General features: G+C 73.4%; 12 protein-coding genes. 9 read left to right on the top strand and 3 right to left on the bottom strand.

Annotated features, from left to right (window positions below; genetic code table 11):
* Nucleotides 1-32: 32 nt before the first annotated feature.
* Complete coding sequence (locus tag ABZ484_RS13330) at nucleotides 33-797, bottom strand: methyltransferase domain-containing protein (protein ID WP_358865996.1); 765 nt, start codon at nucleotides 795-797, stop codon at nucleotides 33-35.
* A gap of 69 nt (nucleotides 798-866) precedes the next feature.
* On the opposite strand from ABZ484_RS13330, the gene ABZ484_RS13325 reads away from it, so the two are divergent.
* The 7 genes from ABZ484_RS13325 to ABZ484_RS13295 all read left to right on the top strand — a co-directional run bounded on the left by ABZ484_RS13325 (nucleotide 867) and on the right by ABZ484_RS13295 (nucleotide 8821).
* The gene (locus ABZ484_RS13325) at nucleotides 867-1301 is read left to right on the top strand and encodes a hypothetical protein (RefSeq protein WP_358865995.1); all 435 of its coding nucleotides are present in this window, start codon (nucleotides 867-869) and stop codon (nucleotides 1299-1301) included.
* Between the two features lie 192 nt (nucleotides 1302-1493).
* Entirely contained in the window at nucleotides 1494-3722 is a 2229-nt protein-coding gene (locus tag ABZ484_RS13320; protein WP_358865994.1) for an MMPL family transporter, read from the top strand.
* Nucleotides 3700-4275: a GNAT family protein gene (locus ABZ484_RS13315; RefSeq protein ID WP_358865993.1), complete on the top strand. Its 576-nt coding sequence runs from the start codon at nucleotides 3700-3702 to the stop codon at nucleotides 4273-4275. Before ABZ484_RS13320 ends, ABZ484_RS13315 begins: the two co-directional genes overlap by 23 nt.
* Nucleotides 4276-4320: 45 nt before the next feature.
* Nucleotides 4321-4932, top strand: a complete 612-nt coding sequence (locus tag ABZ484_RS13310) for a hypothetical protein (RefSeq protein ID WP_358865992.1) — start codon at nucleotides 4321-4323, stop codon at nucleotides 4930-4932.
* A 304-nt stretch (nucleotides 4933-5236) separates the two neighbouring features.
* Nucleotides 5237-5422 carry a hypothetical protein gene (locus ABZ484_RS13305; RefSeq protein ID WP_358865991.1) on the top strand — a complete coding sequence of 62 codons (186 nt, stop codon included), beginning with the start codon at nucleotides 5237-5239 and terminating at the stop codon, nucleotides 5420-5422.
* A 110-nt stretch (nucleotides 5423-5532) separates the two neighbouring features.
* Nucleotides 5533-8595: an AAA family ATPase gene (locus tag ABZ484_RS13300; protein WP_358865990.1), complete on the top strand. Its 3063-nt coding sequence runs from the start codon at nucleotides 5533-5535 to the stop codon at nucleotides 8593-8595.
* A gap of 31 nt (nucleotides 8596-8626) precedes the next feature.
* Nucleotides 8627-8821, top strand: coding sequence for a DUF6191 domain-containing protein (locus tag ABZ484_RS13295; protein ID WP_358866034.1), 195 nt, complete (start codon nucleotides 8627-8629; stop codon nucleotides 8819-8821).
* Between the two features lie 11 nt (nucleotides 8822-8832).
* Here ABZ484_RS13295 and ABZ484_RS13290 read toward each other — a convergent pair whose 3' ends face one another.
* Together ABZ484_RS13290 and ABZ484_RS13285 are read right to left on the bottom strand one after the other, a co-directional pair.
* Nucleotides 8833-9975: a PQQ-dependent sugar dehydrogenase gene (locus tag ABZ484_RS13290; protein WP_358866033.1), complete on the bottom strand. Its 1143-nt coding sequence runs from the start codon at nucleotides 9973-9975 to the stop codon at nucleotides 8833-8835.
* 152 nt (nucleotides 9976-10127) lie between these two features.
* The gene (locus ABZ484_RS13285; RefSeq protein ID WP_358865989.1) at nucleotides 10128-11126 is read right to left on the bottom strand and encodes an aldo/keto reductase; all 999 of its coding nucleotides are present in this window, start codon (nucleotides 11124-11126) and stop codon (nucleotides 10128-10130) included.
* A gap of 78 nt (nucleotides 11127-11204) precedes the next feature.
* Between ABZ484_RS13285 and ABZ484_RS13280 the strand changes: the two genes are divergently transcribed.
* Together ABZ484_RS13280 and ABZ484_RS13275 are read left to right on the top strand one after the other, a co-directional pair.
* Complete coding sequence (locus tag ABZ484_RS13280) at nucleotides 11205-12167, top strand: 2-hydroxyacid dehydrogenase (protein ID WP_358865988.1); 963 nt, start codon at nucleotides 11205-11207, stop codon at nucleotides 12165-12167.
* A gap of 455 nt (nucleotides 12168-12622) precedes the next feature.
* A complete protein-coding gene (locus tag ABZ484_RS13275; protein WP_358865987.1) occupies nucleotides 12623-16027 on the top strand; it encodes an EAL domain-containing protein in 3405 nt (1134 codons plus the stop codon).
* The last annotated feature ends 242 nt before the right edge of the window (nucleotides 16028-16269 follow it).

Raw genomic sequence — 16269 nt, 5'->3', positions numbered from 1 at the left:
CCCGGAGGACATGTCCTCCGGGGCCGTGCTTCTCAGCCGCGGCGTCCCACGACCCGCGCGAACCCCAGCAGGCGCCCCCGGTCGGCGTTGAGCAGCTCGACCGAATCCCGGGCCATCCCCGCCATGAAGTCGCTCGGGCTCTCCTCGGCGCAGATCTCGCTCCACCGCAGCCAGTCGCGCCACCCGTCCTCGAGCCAGTCGGCGGTCTCGACCGTCACGGCGCCGGTGCGCGTCCAGTTCCGGTGCCACCAGGCGGGGGAGTGGAACGCCCAGAATCCCGGGTCCCAGTGGGCCTTGAGGTGCTCCGGCGGCTCGACACCGTCGATCTCCTCCCGTACCGAGGGCACCACGACCCCGATCCGCCCGCCGGGCTTCAGCAGCCGGGTCAGTGAGGGCAGGTAGAGGTCGTCGGCGCCGAAGTACTGATAGGCGTCGACGGAGACGATCGCGTCGAACGACTCTTCGCCGAACGGCAGGTCGTGCGCATCGGCGTGGACCGGCACCACCCGGTCCGCGACTTCGGCCTCGTCGATCCGGCGGGCGTTGTCGTCGGGCTTGATCCACAGATCGGCCGCGACGACCTGGACGCCGTACTCCCGGGCCAGGAAGACGGAGGTCAGCGCGCGCCCGCAGCCCAGGTCCAGCACGCGGGCGCCGGCGGGCAGGGAGTCGAGCCGCAGGGCCGGTGCCAGCCACTCCAGCAGCCACAGCGGATGCGGCCCCATCTGGTGCTCGATGAGCCAGCGGGCGTCGTAGGCGTTGCTGCGCGGGTAGCGCGCGTGCGTGAGATCGGCCATGGGGGACGTGGATAGCAGGCCGGACCCCGGTCCCGCATCCGGTTTCCCGGGCCGCTACGCTCGCCCGCCATGAGTGGACGCGCCGATTCCGAAACGCACCCCGAGATATCCGCGGTGGACGAGGTCTCGGCCGCCGCCGTGCGGGGCGGGGGCGAGGACGCCGAGAGGGCCGAGGACGCCGAAAGGGTTGAGGGCGCCGTAAGGGCCGAGGGTGCCGACGACGCCGAGGGCCACGGGGGCGGTCCGCAGGACGGTGCCGAGGTCGCCCGGCGGGCCCGCTGGACGGCGACCGGCACGGGAGCGCTGCTCACGCTCGCCGGGATCGCCGCGTGCCTGCTGCGACTGCGCGCCTCGGCCCCGGCCCTCGTCGCGGCCGCCTACGCCGTCGGCGCCGTCGTCTGCGCCGGGGCGGCCCTCCTCGGTCGGCGGGGCCACACCCGACGGGCGCTGTGGCTGCTGATCGCCGGGGTGATGGTGATGGCACTCGGCGACCAGTCGGACTGAGGTGACAGAACCCGCCTGACTGTCCTGTGAATTCGGTCCCAGTCCTGTGAATAAGGCCACGAAGGCACTAAACGATCACATTCGCCTGCAAGAGTGGCTTCACATTGCTCATGCGTTCTTTGCGGGCTGTTCACCTCATGAACGACTGTTCCCGGTCAAAGATCCACAATCCATACACCTGGGAGCACGTTCGTGGCAGCCCTTGCGCGCTGGTGTCTGCGGCACCGCCTCGTCGTCGTCCTGCTCTGGCTCCTCGCCCTCGGCGGGGTCACCGTCGCCTCCGCCGTCACCGGCCCGGCGTACTCCAACGACTACGAGGTCCCCGGCACCGAGTCGGGCCGCGCCACCCAGCTGCTGCGTGAGGGCTTCCCCGGCCTGGGCGGCGACAGCGACACCGTGGTGTGGCACACCACGCCCGGCGACGTGCGCGCCTCCGACGTCGAGCAGACGATGACCCGCACCCTGGACCGGATCGCGACCCTGCCCGGGGTGGCGTCCGTGACCAGCCCCTACAAGGGCCAGGGAGCCGACCAGATCAGCCGCGACGGGCACACCGCGTACGCCACGGTCACCTTCGACCACCCCGCCCAGGACATCCCCGCCCCCCAGGCACAGGCCGTCGTCGGCGCCGCCAAGGCCGCCCAGGCCGACGGGCTCCAGGTGGAGCTGGGCGGCAGCGCGATCGGCGGCACCCAGTCCTCCGGCGGGCACCTCGCCGAGGCCGCCGGCGTGGCCGTGGCCGCCGTGGTGCTCCTGCTCGCCTTCGGCTCGCTCGCCGCGTCCCTGCTGCCCATCGCCACCGCGCTGGTCAGCGTCGGCACCGCCTACGCCGCCATCGAGCTCCTCGGCCACGCCATGACGGTGGCCGCCTTCGCGCCCATGCTGGGCATGCTGATCGGGCTCGGTGTCGGCATCGACTACGCGCTGTTCATCGTCACCCGGCACCGACGCGGTCTCAAACGCGGGCTCGACGTCGACCAGGCGGCCACGAACGCCGTCGCCACCACCGGACGCGCCGTCGTGTTCGCGGGTGCCACCGTTTGCATCGCCCTGCTGGGCATGCTCATCCTGCGCCTCGGCTTCCTCGACGGGGTCGCGGTCGCCGCCGCCTCGACCGTCGTCCTCACCGTGGCCGCGTCGGTGACCCTGCTGCCGGCCCTGCTGTCCTTCATCGGCCCGCGCGCCCTCAGCCGGCGCGAGCGGCGCAGACTGGCCGAGCACGGCCCCGAACCCGAGCTGCCCACCGGGTTCGCCGCCCGCTGGTCCGCCTTCGTCGAACGCCACCCCAAGCTGCTCGGCGCCCTGGCACTGGTCGTCATCACGGTGCTCGCCCTGCCCACGCTCACCCTCCACCTGGGCACCTCCGACCAGGGCAACGACCCCGCGTCATCGACCACCCGCAAGGCCTACGACCTCGTCGCCGAGGGCTTCGGCCCGGGCGTCAACGGGCCCCTCACGCTCGTGACACGTGTAGACGGAGCGGACGACAGGCTCGCCCTGGACAACCTCGACACCACCCTGCGCTCCACCGAGGGCGTCGCCGCGGTCACCCCGGTCACCTACGACACCGGCGGCAGCACCGCCTACCTGACCGTGGTCCCCGACTCCGCGCCCCAGTCCCAGCGCACCAGCGACCTCGTCGACCGGCTGCGCACCGAGGTCCTGCCCCGCGCGGAGACCGGTACCTCCCTCGATGTGCAGGTCGGTGGCGTGACCGCCGGATACGACGACTTCGCCGGCGTCATCATCGGCAGGCTGCCGCTGTTCGTCGGCGTCGTCGTCAGCCTCGGCTGCCTCCTGCTCCTGCTCGCCTTCCGGTCCGTCGGCATACCCCTGAAGGCCGCCGCCATGAACGTCGCCGCCGTCGCCGCCGCGTTCGGCGTCGTCGTCGCGATCTTCCAGTGGGGGTGGGGCAGCGAGTTCCTCGGCCTCGGCCGGGCCGGGCCCATCGAGCCCTTCCTGCCCGTGATCATGGTCTCGGTGCTCTTCGGCCTCTCCATGGACTACCAGGTCTTCCTGGTCAGCCGGATGTACGAGGAGTGGCTGGAGACCGGCGACAACCGCCGTGCCGTCCGCGTCGGCCTCGCCGAGACCAGCCGCGTGATCAACTCCGCCGCGGTCATCATGATCTCGGTCTTCCTCGCCTTCGTGCTCGGCGGCGACCGGGTGATCGCCATGTTCGGCATCGGTCTCGCCGCCGCCGTCGCCCTCGACGCCTTCGTGCTGCGCACCCTGCTGGTGCCCGCCCTGATGCATCTGCTGGGCCGTGCCAACTGGTGGCTGCCGCGCCGGCTGGACCGCGTACTGCCCCGGATCAGCATCGAGCCGCCCGAGTGCCGTGCCGCCCATGAGAAGCTCACCGACGTCATGGAAGCACTGGCGAAGGAGCGGCAGCAGGATGTACGCGATACCTCTGGGTGACGACGGAGCCGAGCTGCGGCCCCTGGAGTCCTGGCACGCGGAGGAGTTCCTCGCGCACCTCGACCGGGGGCGGGACTTCATCGGGCAGTACATCCCCTTCGGATCCCGGGAGACGGACGTCGACTCCGCGCGGGCCCTGCTCACCCGGTACGCCGAGAAGCGCGCCGCCGACAGCGGCAGCCTGCACGGCATCTGGCTGGACGGGAAGCTGGTCGGCGGGGTGCTGTTCCGGACGTTCGACGCGGAACAGGGCACCTGCGAGGTCGGCTGCTGGCTGGAGCCCGCCGGGGCCGGACGGGGGCTGGTCACGCGTGCGATGCGTGTCCTGCTCGACTGGGCGTTCGACGCGCGCGGCATGCACCGCGTGGAGTGGCAAGCGGCCTCCGCCAACCAGCCGAGCATCAACGTCGCCCGCCGCCTGGGCATGACCCGGGACGGGGTGCTCCGCGAGAGCCGCGCCCACCGGGGCGTACGGCACGACATCGAGATCTGGTCGGTGCTGGCTCCCGAGTGGCGTGCGGCACGCGCGCGTGCCGGACAGGGCGATCGCTGACGATCATTAAGGGGCTTCTCAGACAGCGTCCGTACGGTGCGCCCCATGGCAACCAAGACTGCAGACGAGGCCGGGGCCACCGAGGCCGGCGAGGCCACTGAGACCGCCGAGGCCACCGAACCGCTGGACGACGAGGCAAGGGCGGAAGGCCCGGACGCCGCAGAAAGCACGAACGCCGCGGAGAGCGCGGACGCCGCGGAGACCATGCACGACGCGGAGGCGGCGGCCACCGAGGCCGGTGCCGAGGGCATGAAGGAGGCGGCGCCCTCGGGCGTCGGACAGGGCGCCGGCGCCGTCGTCTCCGCCGCGCTGGGCCTGGTCTCGCTGAGCGGCAGCTGGCTCGGCACCGTCGCGGGCGCGCGCGAGCAGCTGATCGGCCAGCTGCGGACCTCCACCTCCGCGAGCGTCGCCCAGCAGATCAAGGAGGTCTACGGCGACGCCTGGCACACCACCGCGCTGTGGGGCGGGCTGTTCGCGCTCCTCGCCCTGATCGTCGGCGTCGTGGTCCTCGCCCGGCCCGCGTTCGGCGCCCCCGCCGGCCCGCAGGCGCCCTGGATCAAGTCGGTCTCCTGGGCGGGCGTCACGCTCGGCGTCCTCGGGCTGCTGCTGGCCGTCCTGAAGTACACCGACGCCCTGCTCGCCCTCCCGTCCGCCTGAGCGTCACCGCGCAGCCGGACCGGGCGTCACCGCAGACCGAGGAGGGGCCTTAGGGGTGTCTCGCCGATCATGCCGGGCTCGCGGTGGCTGGCACCGCTCCCTGATCCGGCCTGATCGACGAGACACCCCTAGGGCCGCCGTAGGTACCTTACGGCGGTCCATGAGGCCCCTCCTGCGCATCTAAGGCCCCGGGCGGCGCCGAAGATGCGGAACCCGCCCGATGCGGCTCGCCCCCCTGGGAGACGAAGGTGGTCAGCGAACACCGAAGCGGTGTTCGGACACCGTCTCTCACCAGGGAGCCACCATGTACGGGTACGAACTCCACCGGCTGCGTTCCGCCGATCTGCGCCGCGAGGCCGACCGGGCGCGCATGGTCCGCGAGGCGCTGCGCGTCCGCCGCGCCGCCCGGCGATCCGCCGCCCAGAAAGCCCCCGAGGCGGAGTCGCATAGCAGCGGCGGGCGGCGGCACCGGTTCACCCCGGCCGCGTGAACACGCAGCAGCGCGGGGCCGTCGGCTCGGGGGCCGGCCGGGCCCTTCCGCCCGGCACCGCCCGGACCGCCCAGCCGAAAAACGGTGCCGCACTGTCAGACCCGCATGCGATGCTCGGGACCGTGGAGACCAGGTCCGTCAGTCCGGTGTTCGTGGGCCGCGCGAACGAATTGGACACGCTGCACGACGCTCTCGCCCACGCGGCCGGGGGAGAGCCGCAGGCGCTGCTGCTCGGCGGCGAGGCCGGTGTCGGCAAGACCCGGCTGATCGAGGAGTTCGCCGCCGCCGCAGCCCGCCGGGACGCCGTCGTCGCGGTCGGCGGCTGCGTGGAGATCGGCGCGGACGGACTGCCGTTCGCCCCGTTCTCCACCGCCCTGCGCGCCCTGCGCCGGGAGGTGCCCGAGGCATTCGCCGCCGCGGCCGCCGGACAGGAGGAGGAGCTCGCCCGGCTGCTGCCCGAACTGGGCGAGCAGCCCGTCACGCGCGGCACGGGCCGGCACGACGAGGACGGCATGGCCCGCCTGTTCGAACTCACCGCCCGCCTGCTGGAGCAGGTCGCCGCCGACCGCACCGTGGTCCTCGCCCTGGAGGACCTGCACTGGGCCGACGCCTCCACCCGGCACCTCCTGGCCTACCTCTTCCGCACCCTGCGCACCGGCCGCCTGGTCGTCCTGGCCAGCTACCGCTCCGACGACATCCACCGCCGTCACCCGCTGCGCCCCCTGCTCGCCGAACTCGACCGGCTCCGCACGGTCCGCCGCATCGAACTCGCCCGCTTCACCCGCCCGGAGGTCGGCCGCCAGATCGCCGGCATCCTCGCCGCCGAACCGGCCCCCGCCCAGGTCGACGACATCTTCGAACGCTCCGACGGCAACGCCTTCTTCGTCGAGGAACTCGCCTGCTGCGCCGCCGAGGGCTGCGCCGCCCTCAGCGACTCCCTGCGCGACCTGCTCCTCGTGCGCGTCGAGGCACTGCCCGAGTCCGCCCAGCGGGTCGTCCGGATCGTCGCCGAGGGCGGCTCCACCGTCGAGTACCGGCTGCTGGCGGCCGTGGCCCGGCTCGCCGAGGACGACCTCATCGAGGCGCTGCGGGCCGCCGTCAACGTCAACATCCTCGTCGCCGCGCGCACCGGCGACGGCTACCGCTTCCGGCACTCCCTGGTCCGCGAGGCCGTCAGCGACGACCTGCTGCCCGGCGAACGCTCCCGCCTCAACCGCCGCTACGCCGAGGCCCTGGAGGCCGATCCGACGCTCGTCCCGGCCGACCAGCGCGTCATGCGGCTGGCCAGCTACTGGTACCACGCCCACGACCCGGCCAAGGCCCTGCCCGCCGTCCTGGACGCCTCCGTCACGGCCCGCGCCCGGCACGCCTACAGCGAGCAACTCAGGCTGCTGGAGCGGGCGATGGAACTGTGGGACGCCGCACCGCAGGACGTACGGGCGCGGCTGCGGCTCATCGACCACATCGAGGCCTACCGGCCCTGCGACTGCGACCCGGCGGACACGCCCCTGCGCCATCTCGACCTGATGGCCGAGGCCGCCGTCGCGGGCCGCCTCTGCGGGGAACGGGACCGAGCCATGAAGATCATCAAGCGGGCCCTGCGCCTGCTGGAGGACGAGCACGATCCCCTGCGCGCCGCCTGGTTCTGGGTCCAGCGCTCCCGGGTCGTCCAGGCGAAGGCCCAGGGTGACGGCTGGCGCGAACTCGCCACGGCGCAGGAACTGGTGCGCGGCCTGCCGCCCTCCGAGGTGCACGCCGAGGTGCTCGCCAACGTCGCCAACTGGTCCATGGTGCACGTGGGCGGTGCCGAGGCCTTCTCGGCCGCCGAGCGGGCCGTGGAGTACGCGCGCATGGTCGGCGCCTGCGACATCGAGATGACCGCACGCCTGACCCTCGGCGGCCTCACGGTCGAAGCCGGCGAGGTCGAGAGCGGACTGGCCGAGATGCGGGAGGTCAACCAGCACACGGTGGCCCACGGCATCACCGCGGTCGCCGGGCGCTCCTACGTCAACCTGCCGGACGCGCTGGAGTCCGTGGGCCGCTCCCGGGAGGCCGTCCCGCTGCTGGAGGAGGGCATCGCCTTCGCCCGCGGCCACGGCCTGCTCGACACGGAGGCCTGGGTCTGGGGAAACCTCGCCGAATCCCTGTTCACCCTGGGCCGTTGGGAGGAGGCCGCCGACGCGGCCTCCCGGTCCCGGCGCATCGGCCGGAGCGCCAAACCGCGCGCTTTCCACGCCCGGATCCGTGCCGAACTCGCCCTCGCCCGCGGTGAGCCGGCCGAGGCGGCGGGACAACTGGCCGACGCCCGCGTCCACTTCGGCACCCACGACTTCGCCCCGCAGCACGCCCTTCCTCTGACCCGCATCTCGATCGCCGTCGCTGCGGGCGAGGGCCGCCTGCTGGACGCCCGCGCCGAACTCGAAGGCGTCCTGGAGACCGGCTTCCCGCCCGGAACCCAGCGCTACGGCTGGCCCCTGCTGCTCACCGCCGCCACCATGGAGGCCCGCGCGGTCGGGCTGCCCGCCGCCGACCCCGGCCGCCCCGACGTCCTCGACCGCATCCGGCGGGCCACCAGGACGCTCGCCGCCAAGGTGCCCGTCTGGCAGGCGTACGAACGCTGGGTGCGCGCCGAGCTGCTGCGGGCCGAGGGCCACGGCCGCGCCGACGACTGGACCGAGATCGTCGCCGCCTTCGAGACCCTGGAGCGCCCCTACGACCTCGCCCGGGTCCGCTTCCGCCTGGCCGAGTCCCTGCTGCACTCCGGGCTGCACTCCGGCGAGGACGAGCGGGAGCGCGCCGCGGAGCTGCTCCGCCTGGCCCACGCCGTCGCCGAGCACCTGCGCGCCCGCCCGCTGGCCGACTCCGTGGCCCTGCTCGCCCAGCGCGCCCGCCTGTCCCTGACCCACGCCCCGCGGCGGCGCCCCGCCCCGGCCGACCCCGCCGAGTCCCTCGGCCTGACCAGCCGGGAACGCGACGTGCTGCGTCTGGTCGCGCTGGGCCGCACCAACCGCCAGATAGCCGAGGAACTGTTCATCTCCCCCAAGACGGCGAGCGTCCACGTCTCGAACATCCTCGGCAAGCTCGGCGTCTCCGGCCGCGGCGAAGCGGCGGCGGTGGCGCACCGGCTGGAGCTGTTTCCGCAGGACACGCTCACTGTCCCGACGGCGGGTTGAGCCGTACGGTGGACAGCGGGAAGGGGCCATGGTGTTCGACATCTTCGAGGAACTCTTCGCGCCCGGCCGTAAGCACACCCGGGACGAGCAGAAGCGGCTGGAACTGACCCGGGAGGACGTCGGGGACAACGATCCGGGGCGGGGACCCATCGATCTCGCCTCGGGGAAGGTCGTCGTACGGCCGCCCAGGAGGGCCCGCGACGAGGCCGAGCCCGGCGACGGGTGAGCGCCCGGGGGTCACTTCACCTCCAGTTCCAGGATCCGGTCGTCGCCCTTCTTCGGGTCGCCGCGGCCGTCCGTGTTGCTCGTGACCAGCCAGAGCTTGTCGCCCCCGGCCGCGACCACCGTGCGCAGCCGGCCGTAGGCGTCGGTCAGGAACGCCTGGGGTGGCGCCGAGGCCTCCGTGCCCTTCAGGGGGACGCGCCACAGGCGCCGGCCCCTGAGGCCGGCCATCCAGACCGAGCCCTCGGCGTAGGCGATGCCGCTGGGGGAGGCCTGGTCCGTGTGCCACTGGGCGATCGGGTTGTGGTACTTCGGGTCGCTCGACCTGCCCTCGGCGTCCGGCCAGCCGTAGTTGTCGCCGGGCTTGATCGCGTTCAGCTCGTCCCAGGTGTCCTGGCCGAACTCGGAGGCGAACAAGCGCTGTCTGCCGTCCCAGGCCAGGCCCTGCACATTGCGGTGGCCGTAGGTGTAGACGGGGGAGCCGGGGAAGGGGTTGCCCGGCGCCGGCAGGCCCTCCGGGGTCAGCCGCAGGATCTTGCCGCCCAGGGACTCTTTGTCCTGGGCCAGGCCTCGCTCGCCGCTCTCGCCCGTGCCCGCGTACAGCATGCCGTCGGGGCCGAAGGCGATCCGGCCGCCGTTGTGGATGACTCCCTTGGGGATGCCCTTGAAGATCGTGTCGGGTGCGCCGAGCTGTTCCCCGGCCGGCTTCTTCGGGTCGTACAGCATCCGGACGATGCGGTTGTCCGAGGCCGAGGTGAAGTAGGCGTAGATCATGTGGTCCGAGGCGTAGCCGGGGGAGAGCGCGATGCCGAGGAGGCCGCCCTCGCCCTCCGGCGCCACCCCGGAGACGGTGCCCAGCTCGGTCTGCTTGCCCGTCCTGTCGTCGACCCGGGTGATCGTGGCCTTGTCGCGGGAGGAGACGAGGAGAGAGCCGCCGGGCAGCGGCGCCAGCCCCCAGGGGCTGTCCAGGCCCTCCGCGACGGTGCGCAGCACCCTGACCGAGCCCTTGGCCGGTGGCGCGGTCTCCCCGGGTGCCTGCCCGGAGGGCGAGGACTGGGCGGCCGTCGTACGGCTGGGCGCCGCGCCCTGCCCGGACGGCGTCCCCGAGGAGTCGCACCCCGCCGCCAGCAGCAGCGCGGCGGCCAGCACACCCGTCACAGCTCGTCGTTGCACGATGAAGTCCCTTCGACGCGGCGGGTCCTACTTCTCATACACCGCCCGGCGCCTCCAAGGTTCCCGACTCCGGGATTCCGACGCTCCCCGGGAGCGCCGTACGGGTTCCCGCGAGGACCCCGTACCGGCCCGGCCCCTCAGTCCCACGACCCCTGTGCCTCCGGAAGACGCCCCAGCTCCGCCAGGTCCTCCGGCGTCAGGCGCAGGTCCGCCGCGCCGGCGTTCTCCACGACCCAGCGCTCGCGTTTGGCGCCCGGGACCGGGACCACGTGCGGCCCCTGGGCCAGCACCCAGGCCAGGGCGACCTGGCAGGCGGTGACGTCCTCGCCGTGCCGTGCGGCCACGCGGCGCAGGCCGGCCACGATCGGCTGGTTGGCGGCCATCATCTCGGCGGTGAAGCGCGGGTGGCGGGCCCGCAGGTCGTCCGGCTCGAAGCCCTGGCCGGGGGTGAGCGTGCCGGTCAGGAAGCCGTTGCCGAGCGGCATCGCGGCCAGGAAGCCGACGCCGCGCGCGGCGCACCACGGGAGCAGGGCCCCGAGCGCCTCCGGCGACCACACCGACAGCTCGGCCTGCACCGCGCCGACCGGGAACACCTGCTGCACCCGCTCCAGCTGCCGGATCGTTCCGTCGTACAGGCGTGCCCCGGACCGGCGCCCGCCGCGCGCCCCCACGGCGCACAGCCCCAGCGCCCGTACCTTCCCGGCCCGCACCAGCTCCGCCATCGCCCCCCAGGTCTCCTCGACGGGGACCTCCGGGTCCGCGCGGTGCAACTGGTACAGGTCGATCACGTCCGTCTGCAACCGCCGCAGCGACGCGTCGCAGGCCCGTCGCACATAGCCGGGACGGCCGTTGGCCACGATGTGCTGCTCGCCGGCCAGCAGACCCACCTTCGTCGAGACGAAGGCGTCGGACCGCCGCTCCTTCAACACCCGACCCACCAGCAACTCATTGGTGAACGGGCCGTACATGTCGGCCGTGTCCAGGAGCGTCGCGCCCAGGTCCAGCGCCCGGTGCACGGTCCTGAGCGACTCCTCCCCGCGCTGCCGCGAGGTGCTGTACGCCCAGCTCATCGGCATGCATCCGAGTCCTACGGCCCCCACCGCGAGTGCCGCCGCGCCGATCGTCCTGCGCTCCACCTCGCCGTAACCCTCCCTCTGCTGCGGCCCACCAACCTAACGTCTGCCTCCCCGCGCACCTGGCATAGCCTCCTGAGCATGACTGCTGACGTGTGGCTGCCCATCCCGCCCGACGAGATCGACGGGCTTCCCGAGGGGCCGAACTACCTGTTCTGGGACGGAGGCGACGACGGCGGCCAGGAGTTCCCCGCGGATCCGGCCGACTGCGTCTTCTACGTCGTGCCGTACATGAAGCCCTCCGGGCTCGGCATCCGGCCGATGCCCCGCATGCGCGCGCTGCGGGTCGTCCAGACGCTGTCCGCCGGCACCGACCATGTGGAGCCCGGCCTGAAGGACCTGCCCGCGGGGGTACGGCTGTGCAACGCGCGCGGTGTGCACGAGGCGAGCACGGCCGAGCTCACCCTGACGCTCGTCCTCGCCTCCCTGCGCGGCATCCCCGACTTCGTCCGGGCTCAGGACCGGGGCGAGTGGCGGGGAGGCTTCCGTCCGGCGCTCGCCGACAAGACCGTCCTCATCGTCGGTTACGGATCCATCGGCGCCGCCATCGAGGACCGGCTCGCGCCCTTCGAGCTCGCGCGGGTGGCGCGCGTGGCGCGCTCCGGGCGCACCACAGCGCGCGGTCCGGTGCATCCGCTCACCGATCTGCCCTCTCTGCTTCCGGAAGCCGATGTCGTCATCCTCTCCACGCCCTTGACAGAGGCCACGCGCGGTCTGGTGGACGCCGAGTTCCTCGCCCGGATGAAGGACGGCGCCCTGCTCGTGAACGTCGCCCGCGGGGCCGTCGTCGACACGAAGGCCCTGCTGGCGGAGGTGGAGACCGGCCGTGTCACCGCGGCCCTCGACGTCACCGATCCCGAGCCGCTGCCCGTCGGCCACCCCTTGTGGCACGCGCCCGGCGTGCTGATCAGCCCGCACGTGGGCGGCCCGACATCGGCGTTCCTGCCGCGCGCGAAGCGGCTGCTGACGGGCCAGTTGCGCCGATTCGTGAACCAGGAGCCGCTCGCCAACGTGGTTCTGACGACGGGTGCGTCGGACGGGTGACCCCGGGCGTGTGACCCCTTCGGGTACGGACCGCGACCCTGCGGGCGCGGAGCGTACTCGCCTACGGGTCGTTCGTCACGCAGCGTAGAGCAGCTATGTCCCTGAGTGACCGGACTGGTGTATCGTCCCGGACAGGGGCTGCGCCGCGAACCGTTCGGCGCCGGGGACGGACATTTCAGACTGCGAGGGGGGCGACGGGCGATGCACGGCCTATGGACGAACGATCCGACGCGGTGGGGCCGCCACCAAAGGCCCTGGCACACGGCCGCGCGCAGGCGCGGCCACCACGGCGGTCATCACACCCATCACAGTCATCACAGCCACCTCGGCAGCCGTTCCAGCCGGCACTGCCCGCACAGTCACCACCAGCACCGCAGGCCGGGCGGACGCCGCAGGCACGCCCACACGGCGCACCTGGACCCCCGGGACCCGGCGGCGCGGACCGGGAGGGACCGGTGAGCCCGCCCCCGACCGCCCTGCCCACGCTGGGCGGCGCGCTGCGGCCCCAGTCCGCGCCGAGCGCGCTGCGGGCCCGCCCGCCGGCCGCCGCCGGCACCGCCCGGAGACTGGTGCCCCAGCTCCTGCTGGCGCTGCTGTGCGCGGGGTACGCCGTCGGCTCCGCCTGCGACTGGGGTTCGCACGAGCTCGCGCTGATCATGGGTGACTTCGGGCTGGCCGCGGCGGCCGGCACCGCCGCCGTCTCCTGCGTCGCGTACGGCCGCGGCCATCGCGTCCGCTTCCGCTCCGCCTGGTTGCTGTTCGGCCTCTCCTCGGCGATGGCGGCCCTGGGCAACGGCGTCTGGGGGTGGTACGAGGTCGTCCTCGGCGAGCCCATGCCCAGCCCCAGCTATGCCGACCTGTTCTTCCTGTGCTTCGCGCCCCCCGCGATCGTCGGCCTGCTGGTGCTCGCCAAACGGCCGGTGACCAAGGCGGGTTGGGTGTGCCTGGCGCTGGACGCCTGGCTGATCGGAGGCTCGCTGCTCACGCTGTCCTGGAGCCTCGCGCTGGCCCAGGCCGCGAAGTTCGACGGGCCGAGCGTCGCGCACACCGCGCTCTCGCTGGCGTACCCGCTGCTGGACATCGCTCTGGTCAGCATGGTGCTCGCGCTGCACTTCCGGCGCTCGCCGGTCAACCGCACCGCCGTGAACACCGCGATCGGCGGGCTCGCCCTCACCGTGCTGAGCGACGCCCTGTTCACCTCGCCGCTGCTGCACAACAGCTACCGCTCCGGGCAGTTGCTCGACGCGGGCTGGTTCGCCGGCTCGCTGCTCCTCGCGTACGCCCCCTGGGTCGCGCCCCGCCCTGCGGCCGTCACCGAGGAACACGAGACGGTCCAGCAGGCGGAGCCCGCCGGGCGCAAGTCCCCGGAGTCCTCGGGTCACACCGCCGACGGGCACGCGCCCCAGGCACACGAGCCCCACGCGCACGAGGCCCACGCGCACGAGCCCCGTGCACACGAGCCCCACGGGCGCGAGCCGAACGCGCGCGAGCCCCACGGGCACGGCTCCCGCGGGCATGCCGCGGGGCACGAGCCCACCGGACAGCGGACCGAGGGTCACCTGGGCCACGCGCGCGTGGCCGACGGACAGGCTCCGAAGGCCGACGCCGGTCCCGCTTCCGCCGCCGACGGACACACCCCCGCCGCGGACGGCCACGCCCCGGCGGCCGACGCACAGGCCGTCCCGGCCGACGGGCACGCGCGCGTGGCGGACGACCGGACGCCCGGACGGCGCCCGGTCCCGCGCACCCGCTACCGCCGGCCGCCCGCGCCCGTCGGCGACGGCGTCCGGTATCCGGCCGGCCAGCCGATCGCCGGCTCCCTCGCCGCGCTCACCCCCTACCTCGCCGCCGCCGTCTGCACGCTGGGGATCCTCTACAACGTGCTCAACGGCCACAGCGTCGACCGCGTGGTGCTGATCACCGCCGGGGCCGTCGTGCTCGCCCTCGTCGTGCGCCAGGGCATCATGCTGCTCGACAACATCACCCTCACCCAGGAGCTGGCCCAGAAGGAGAACCACTTCCGCTCCCTGGTGCAGGGCTCCAGCGACGTCATCATGATCGCCGCGCCCAACGGCGTCCTGAGGTACGTCTCCCCGGCCGCCGCCGGAGTGTACGGGCGGCCCGCGGAGGAGCTGGTGGGCACCGAACTGGCCGGCCTCATCCACCCGGAGGACCTGGGCTGCGTGGTGCACGAGGTGCGCCGTTTCCTCGTCGCCGGCCCGCAGGAGGAACCCACCACGCGCATCGAGTGCCGGTTCCGCTCCGGTGACGGCGGCTGGCTCAACGTGGAGTCGACGATCAACCGCCACCACGGCGGGCTGATCTTCAACAGCCGGGACGTCACCGAGAGAGTCCGCCTCCAGGCGCAGTTGCAGCACAACGCCGAGCACGACCCGCTCACGGACCTGCCCAACCGCGCGCTGTTCACCAGGCGCGTGCAGCAGGCCCTGTCCGGCCGCCGCTCCACCGACCGCGGCACCGCCGTGCTCTTCATCGACCTGGACGGCTTCAAGGCCGTCAACGACACGATCGGGCACCAGGCCGGGGACGAGCTGCTCGTCCAGGCCGCCCGCAGACTCCAGGAGGCGGTCCGGCACGGGGACACCGCCTCCCGCCTGGGCGGCGACGAGTTCGCGGCCCTCATCGTCGGGGACGGCACCCGCGACCGCACGGCCCGCGAAGGGCACATCCTGGAGCTCGCCGACCGCCTCAGGGTGACCCTCTCGCAGCCGTACCTCATCGACGGCAACGATGTCCGTGTCGCCGCCTCCATCGGGGTGGCCTTCGCGGAACCGGGACTGGGCGCGGGGGAGTTGCTGCGCAACGCCGACCTGGCCATGTACCGGGCGAAGGCGGCCGGAAAGGGCCGCGTCGAGCTGTACAAGCCGCAGATGCAGCAGGACGTCGTCCGCAAGGCGGAGCTGGCCGGCCGGCTCAGGTCCGCCCTGCACGACGGCGAGTTCACGCTGCTGCACCAGCCGGTGGTCTGCCTGGAGACCGGCCGGATCACATCGGTCGCCGCGCAGGCGCGCTGGCGCTCCTCCCAGGGGGTGCTCTTCACGCCCGCCGAGTTCCTGCGGGTCGCCGAGGACAGCGACAGGACGGCCGAACTGGGCCGCTGGATGCTGGAGGAGGCCGTGGAGCAGGCCGCCGAGCGCGCCCGGGGCGGTCTGAGTGTGTCCGTGGTGGTCCGGGTGGGCGCCCGCCGTCTGGTGGACCGCTCGCTGCCGCCCGGCACCGTGGAGGCCCTGCTGACCCGGCACGGGCTGCCCTCCGGGGCCCTGATGATCGAACTGTCGGACACCGACCCGCGGGTCTCCCTGGACGAGCTGGAGCGGCGGCTGGCCGGCCTCAGACGCCTCGGCGTCCGGATCGCGCTGGACGGCTTCGGCAGCGGCCACGGGGCCATCACGGCGCTCAGAAGGCTCCCCGTGGACGTGCTGAAGCTCGACCGCGGCCTGGTCGAGGGCGTCGTCGAGTCCGCCCGGCTGCACAAGATCACCGGCGGGCTGCTGCGCATCGCCGGGGACCTCGGACTCCAGTCGCTGGCCGAGGGAGTGGACCTGCCCGAGCAGGTCGCGGCCCTGCGCGCGATGGGGTGCACCCACGGACAGGGCATGGCGTTCTCCGGCCCGCTGGACGAGTACCGGCTGCGCCGGGCGCTCGCCGCCGGCCGCTACCCCGTGCCGCACGGCCCGGGCGAGCCGGCCTTCGCCGGCGGCGTGCGCGGTGAACGCGGTGAGCGCGGTGAGCGCGCCGTGGAGAGGGGTGCCGGCATGTACACCGGCGGGATGACCGCCGTCCTCGGAGGCGGGACGACCCTGCGACCACATAATGAGACTCCCGTCCCACCCACTTGACACCGGGTGCGTGCCGGGGGGAGGGTCAGTGCCATGCGCACCCGAATTCTCGTACTTGGACAGCGCGTCGGCTGAGCTGGGACCCACCGGAGAGATGACCCGGAATCCCCAGCGACCCTCACCGGCGCGCTCCCCTCGCTTGCCTCACGGCACGAGGGGTTTTTTGTTGCACGGGCACCTGCCGCACAGCAGCCCTGAACCGTGCGAACCTGGCGAAAGCCGACACCCGAACCCTCGCAGAA

It is taken from the genome of Streptomyces sp. NPDC006393 (assembly GCF_040628575.1).
In the GTDB taxonomy this organism is placed as follows: Bacteria; Actinomycetota; Actinomycetes; order Streptomycetales; family Streptomycetaceae; genus Streptomyces.
The sequence above is the reverse complement of the archived record's forward strand: the minus strand, read 5'-3'. Positions and strand labels throughout refer to the sequence as shown.

Bases quoted from the DNA above. Each gene is read 5' to 3' on its own strand.
- ABZ484_RS13300 (WP_358865990.1), top strand. From the start codon at position 5,533: ATGCTCGGGACCGTGGAGACCAGGTCCGTCAGTCCGGTGTTCGTGGGC.
- ABZ484_RS13310 (WP_358865992.1), top strand. From the start codon at position 4,321: ATGGCAACCAAGACTGCAGACGAGGCCGGGGCCACCGAGGCCGGCGAG.
- ABZ484_RS13280 (WP_358865988.1), top strand. From the start codon at position 11,205: ATGACTGCTGACGTGTGGCTGCCCATCCCGCCCGACGAGATCGACGGG.
- ABZ484_RS13305 (WP_358865991.1), top strand. From the start codon at position 5,237: ATGTACGGGTACGAACTCCACCGGCTGCGTTCCGCCGATCTGCGCCGC.
- ABZ484_RS13325 (WP_358865995.1), top strand. From the start codon at position 867: ATGAGTGGACGCGCCGATTCCGAAACGCACCCCGAGATATCCGCGGTG.
- ABZ484_RS13315 (WP_358865993.1), top strand. From the start codon at position 3,700: ATGTACGCGATACCTCTGGGTGACGACGGAGCCGAGCTGCGGCCCCTG.
- ABZ484_RS13330 (WP_358865996.1), bottom strand. From the start codon at position 797: ATGGCCGATCTCACGCACGCGCGCTACCCGCGCAGCAACGCCTACGAC.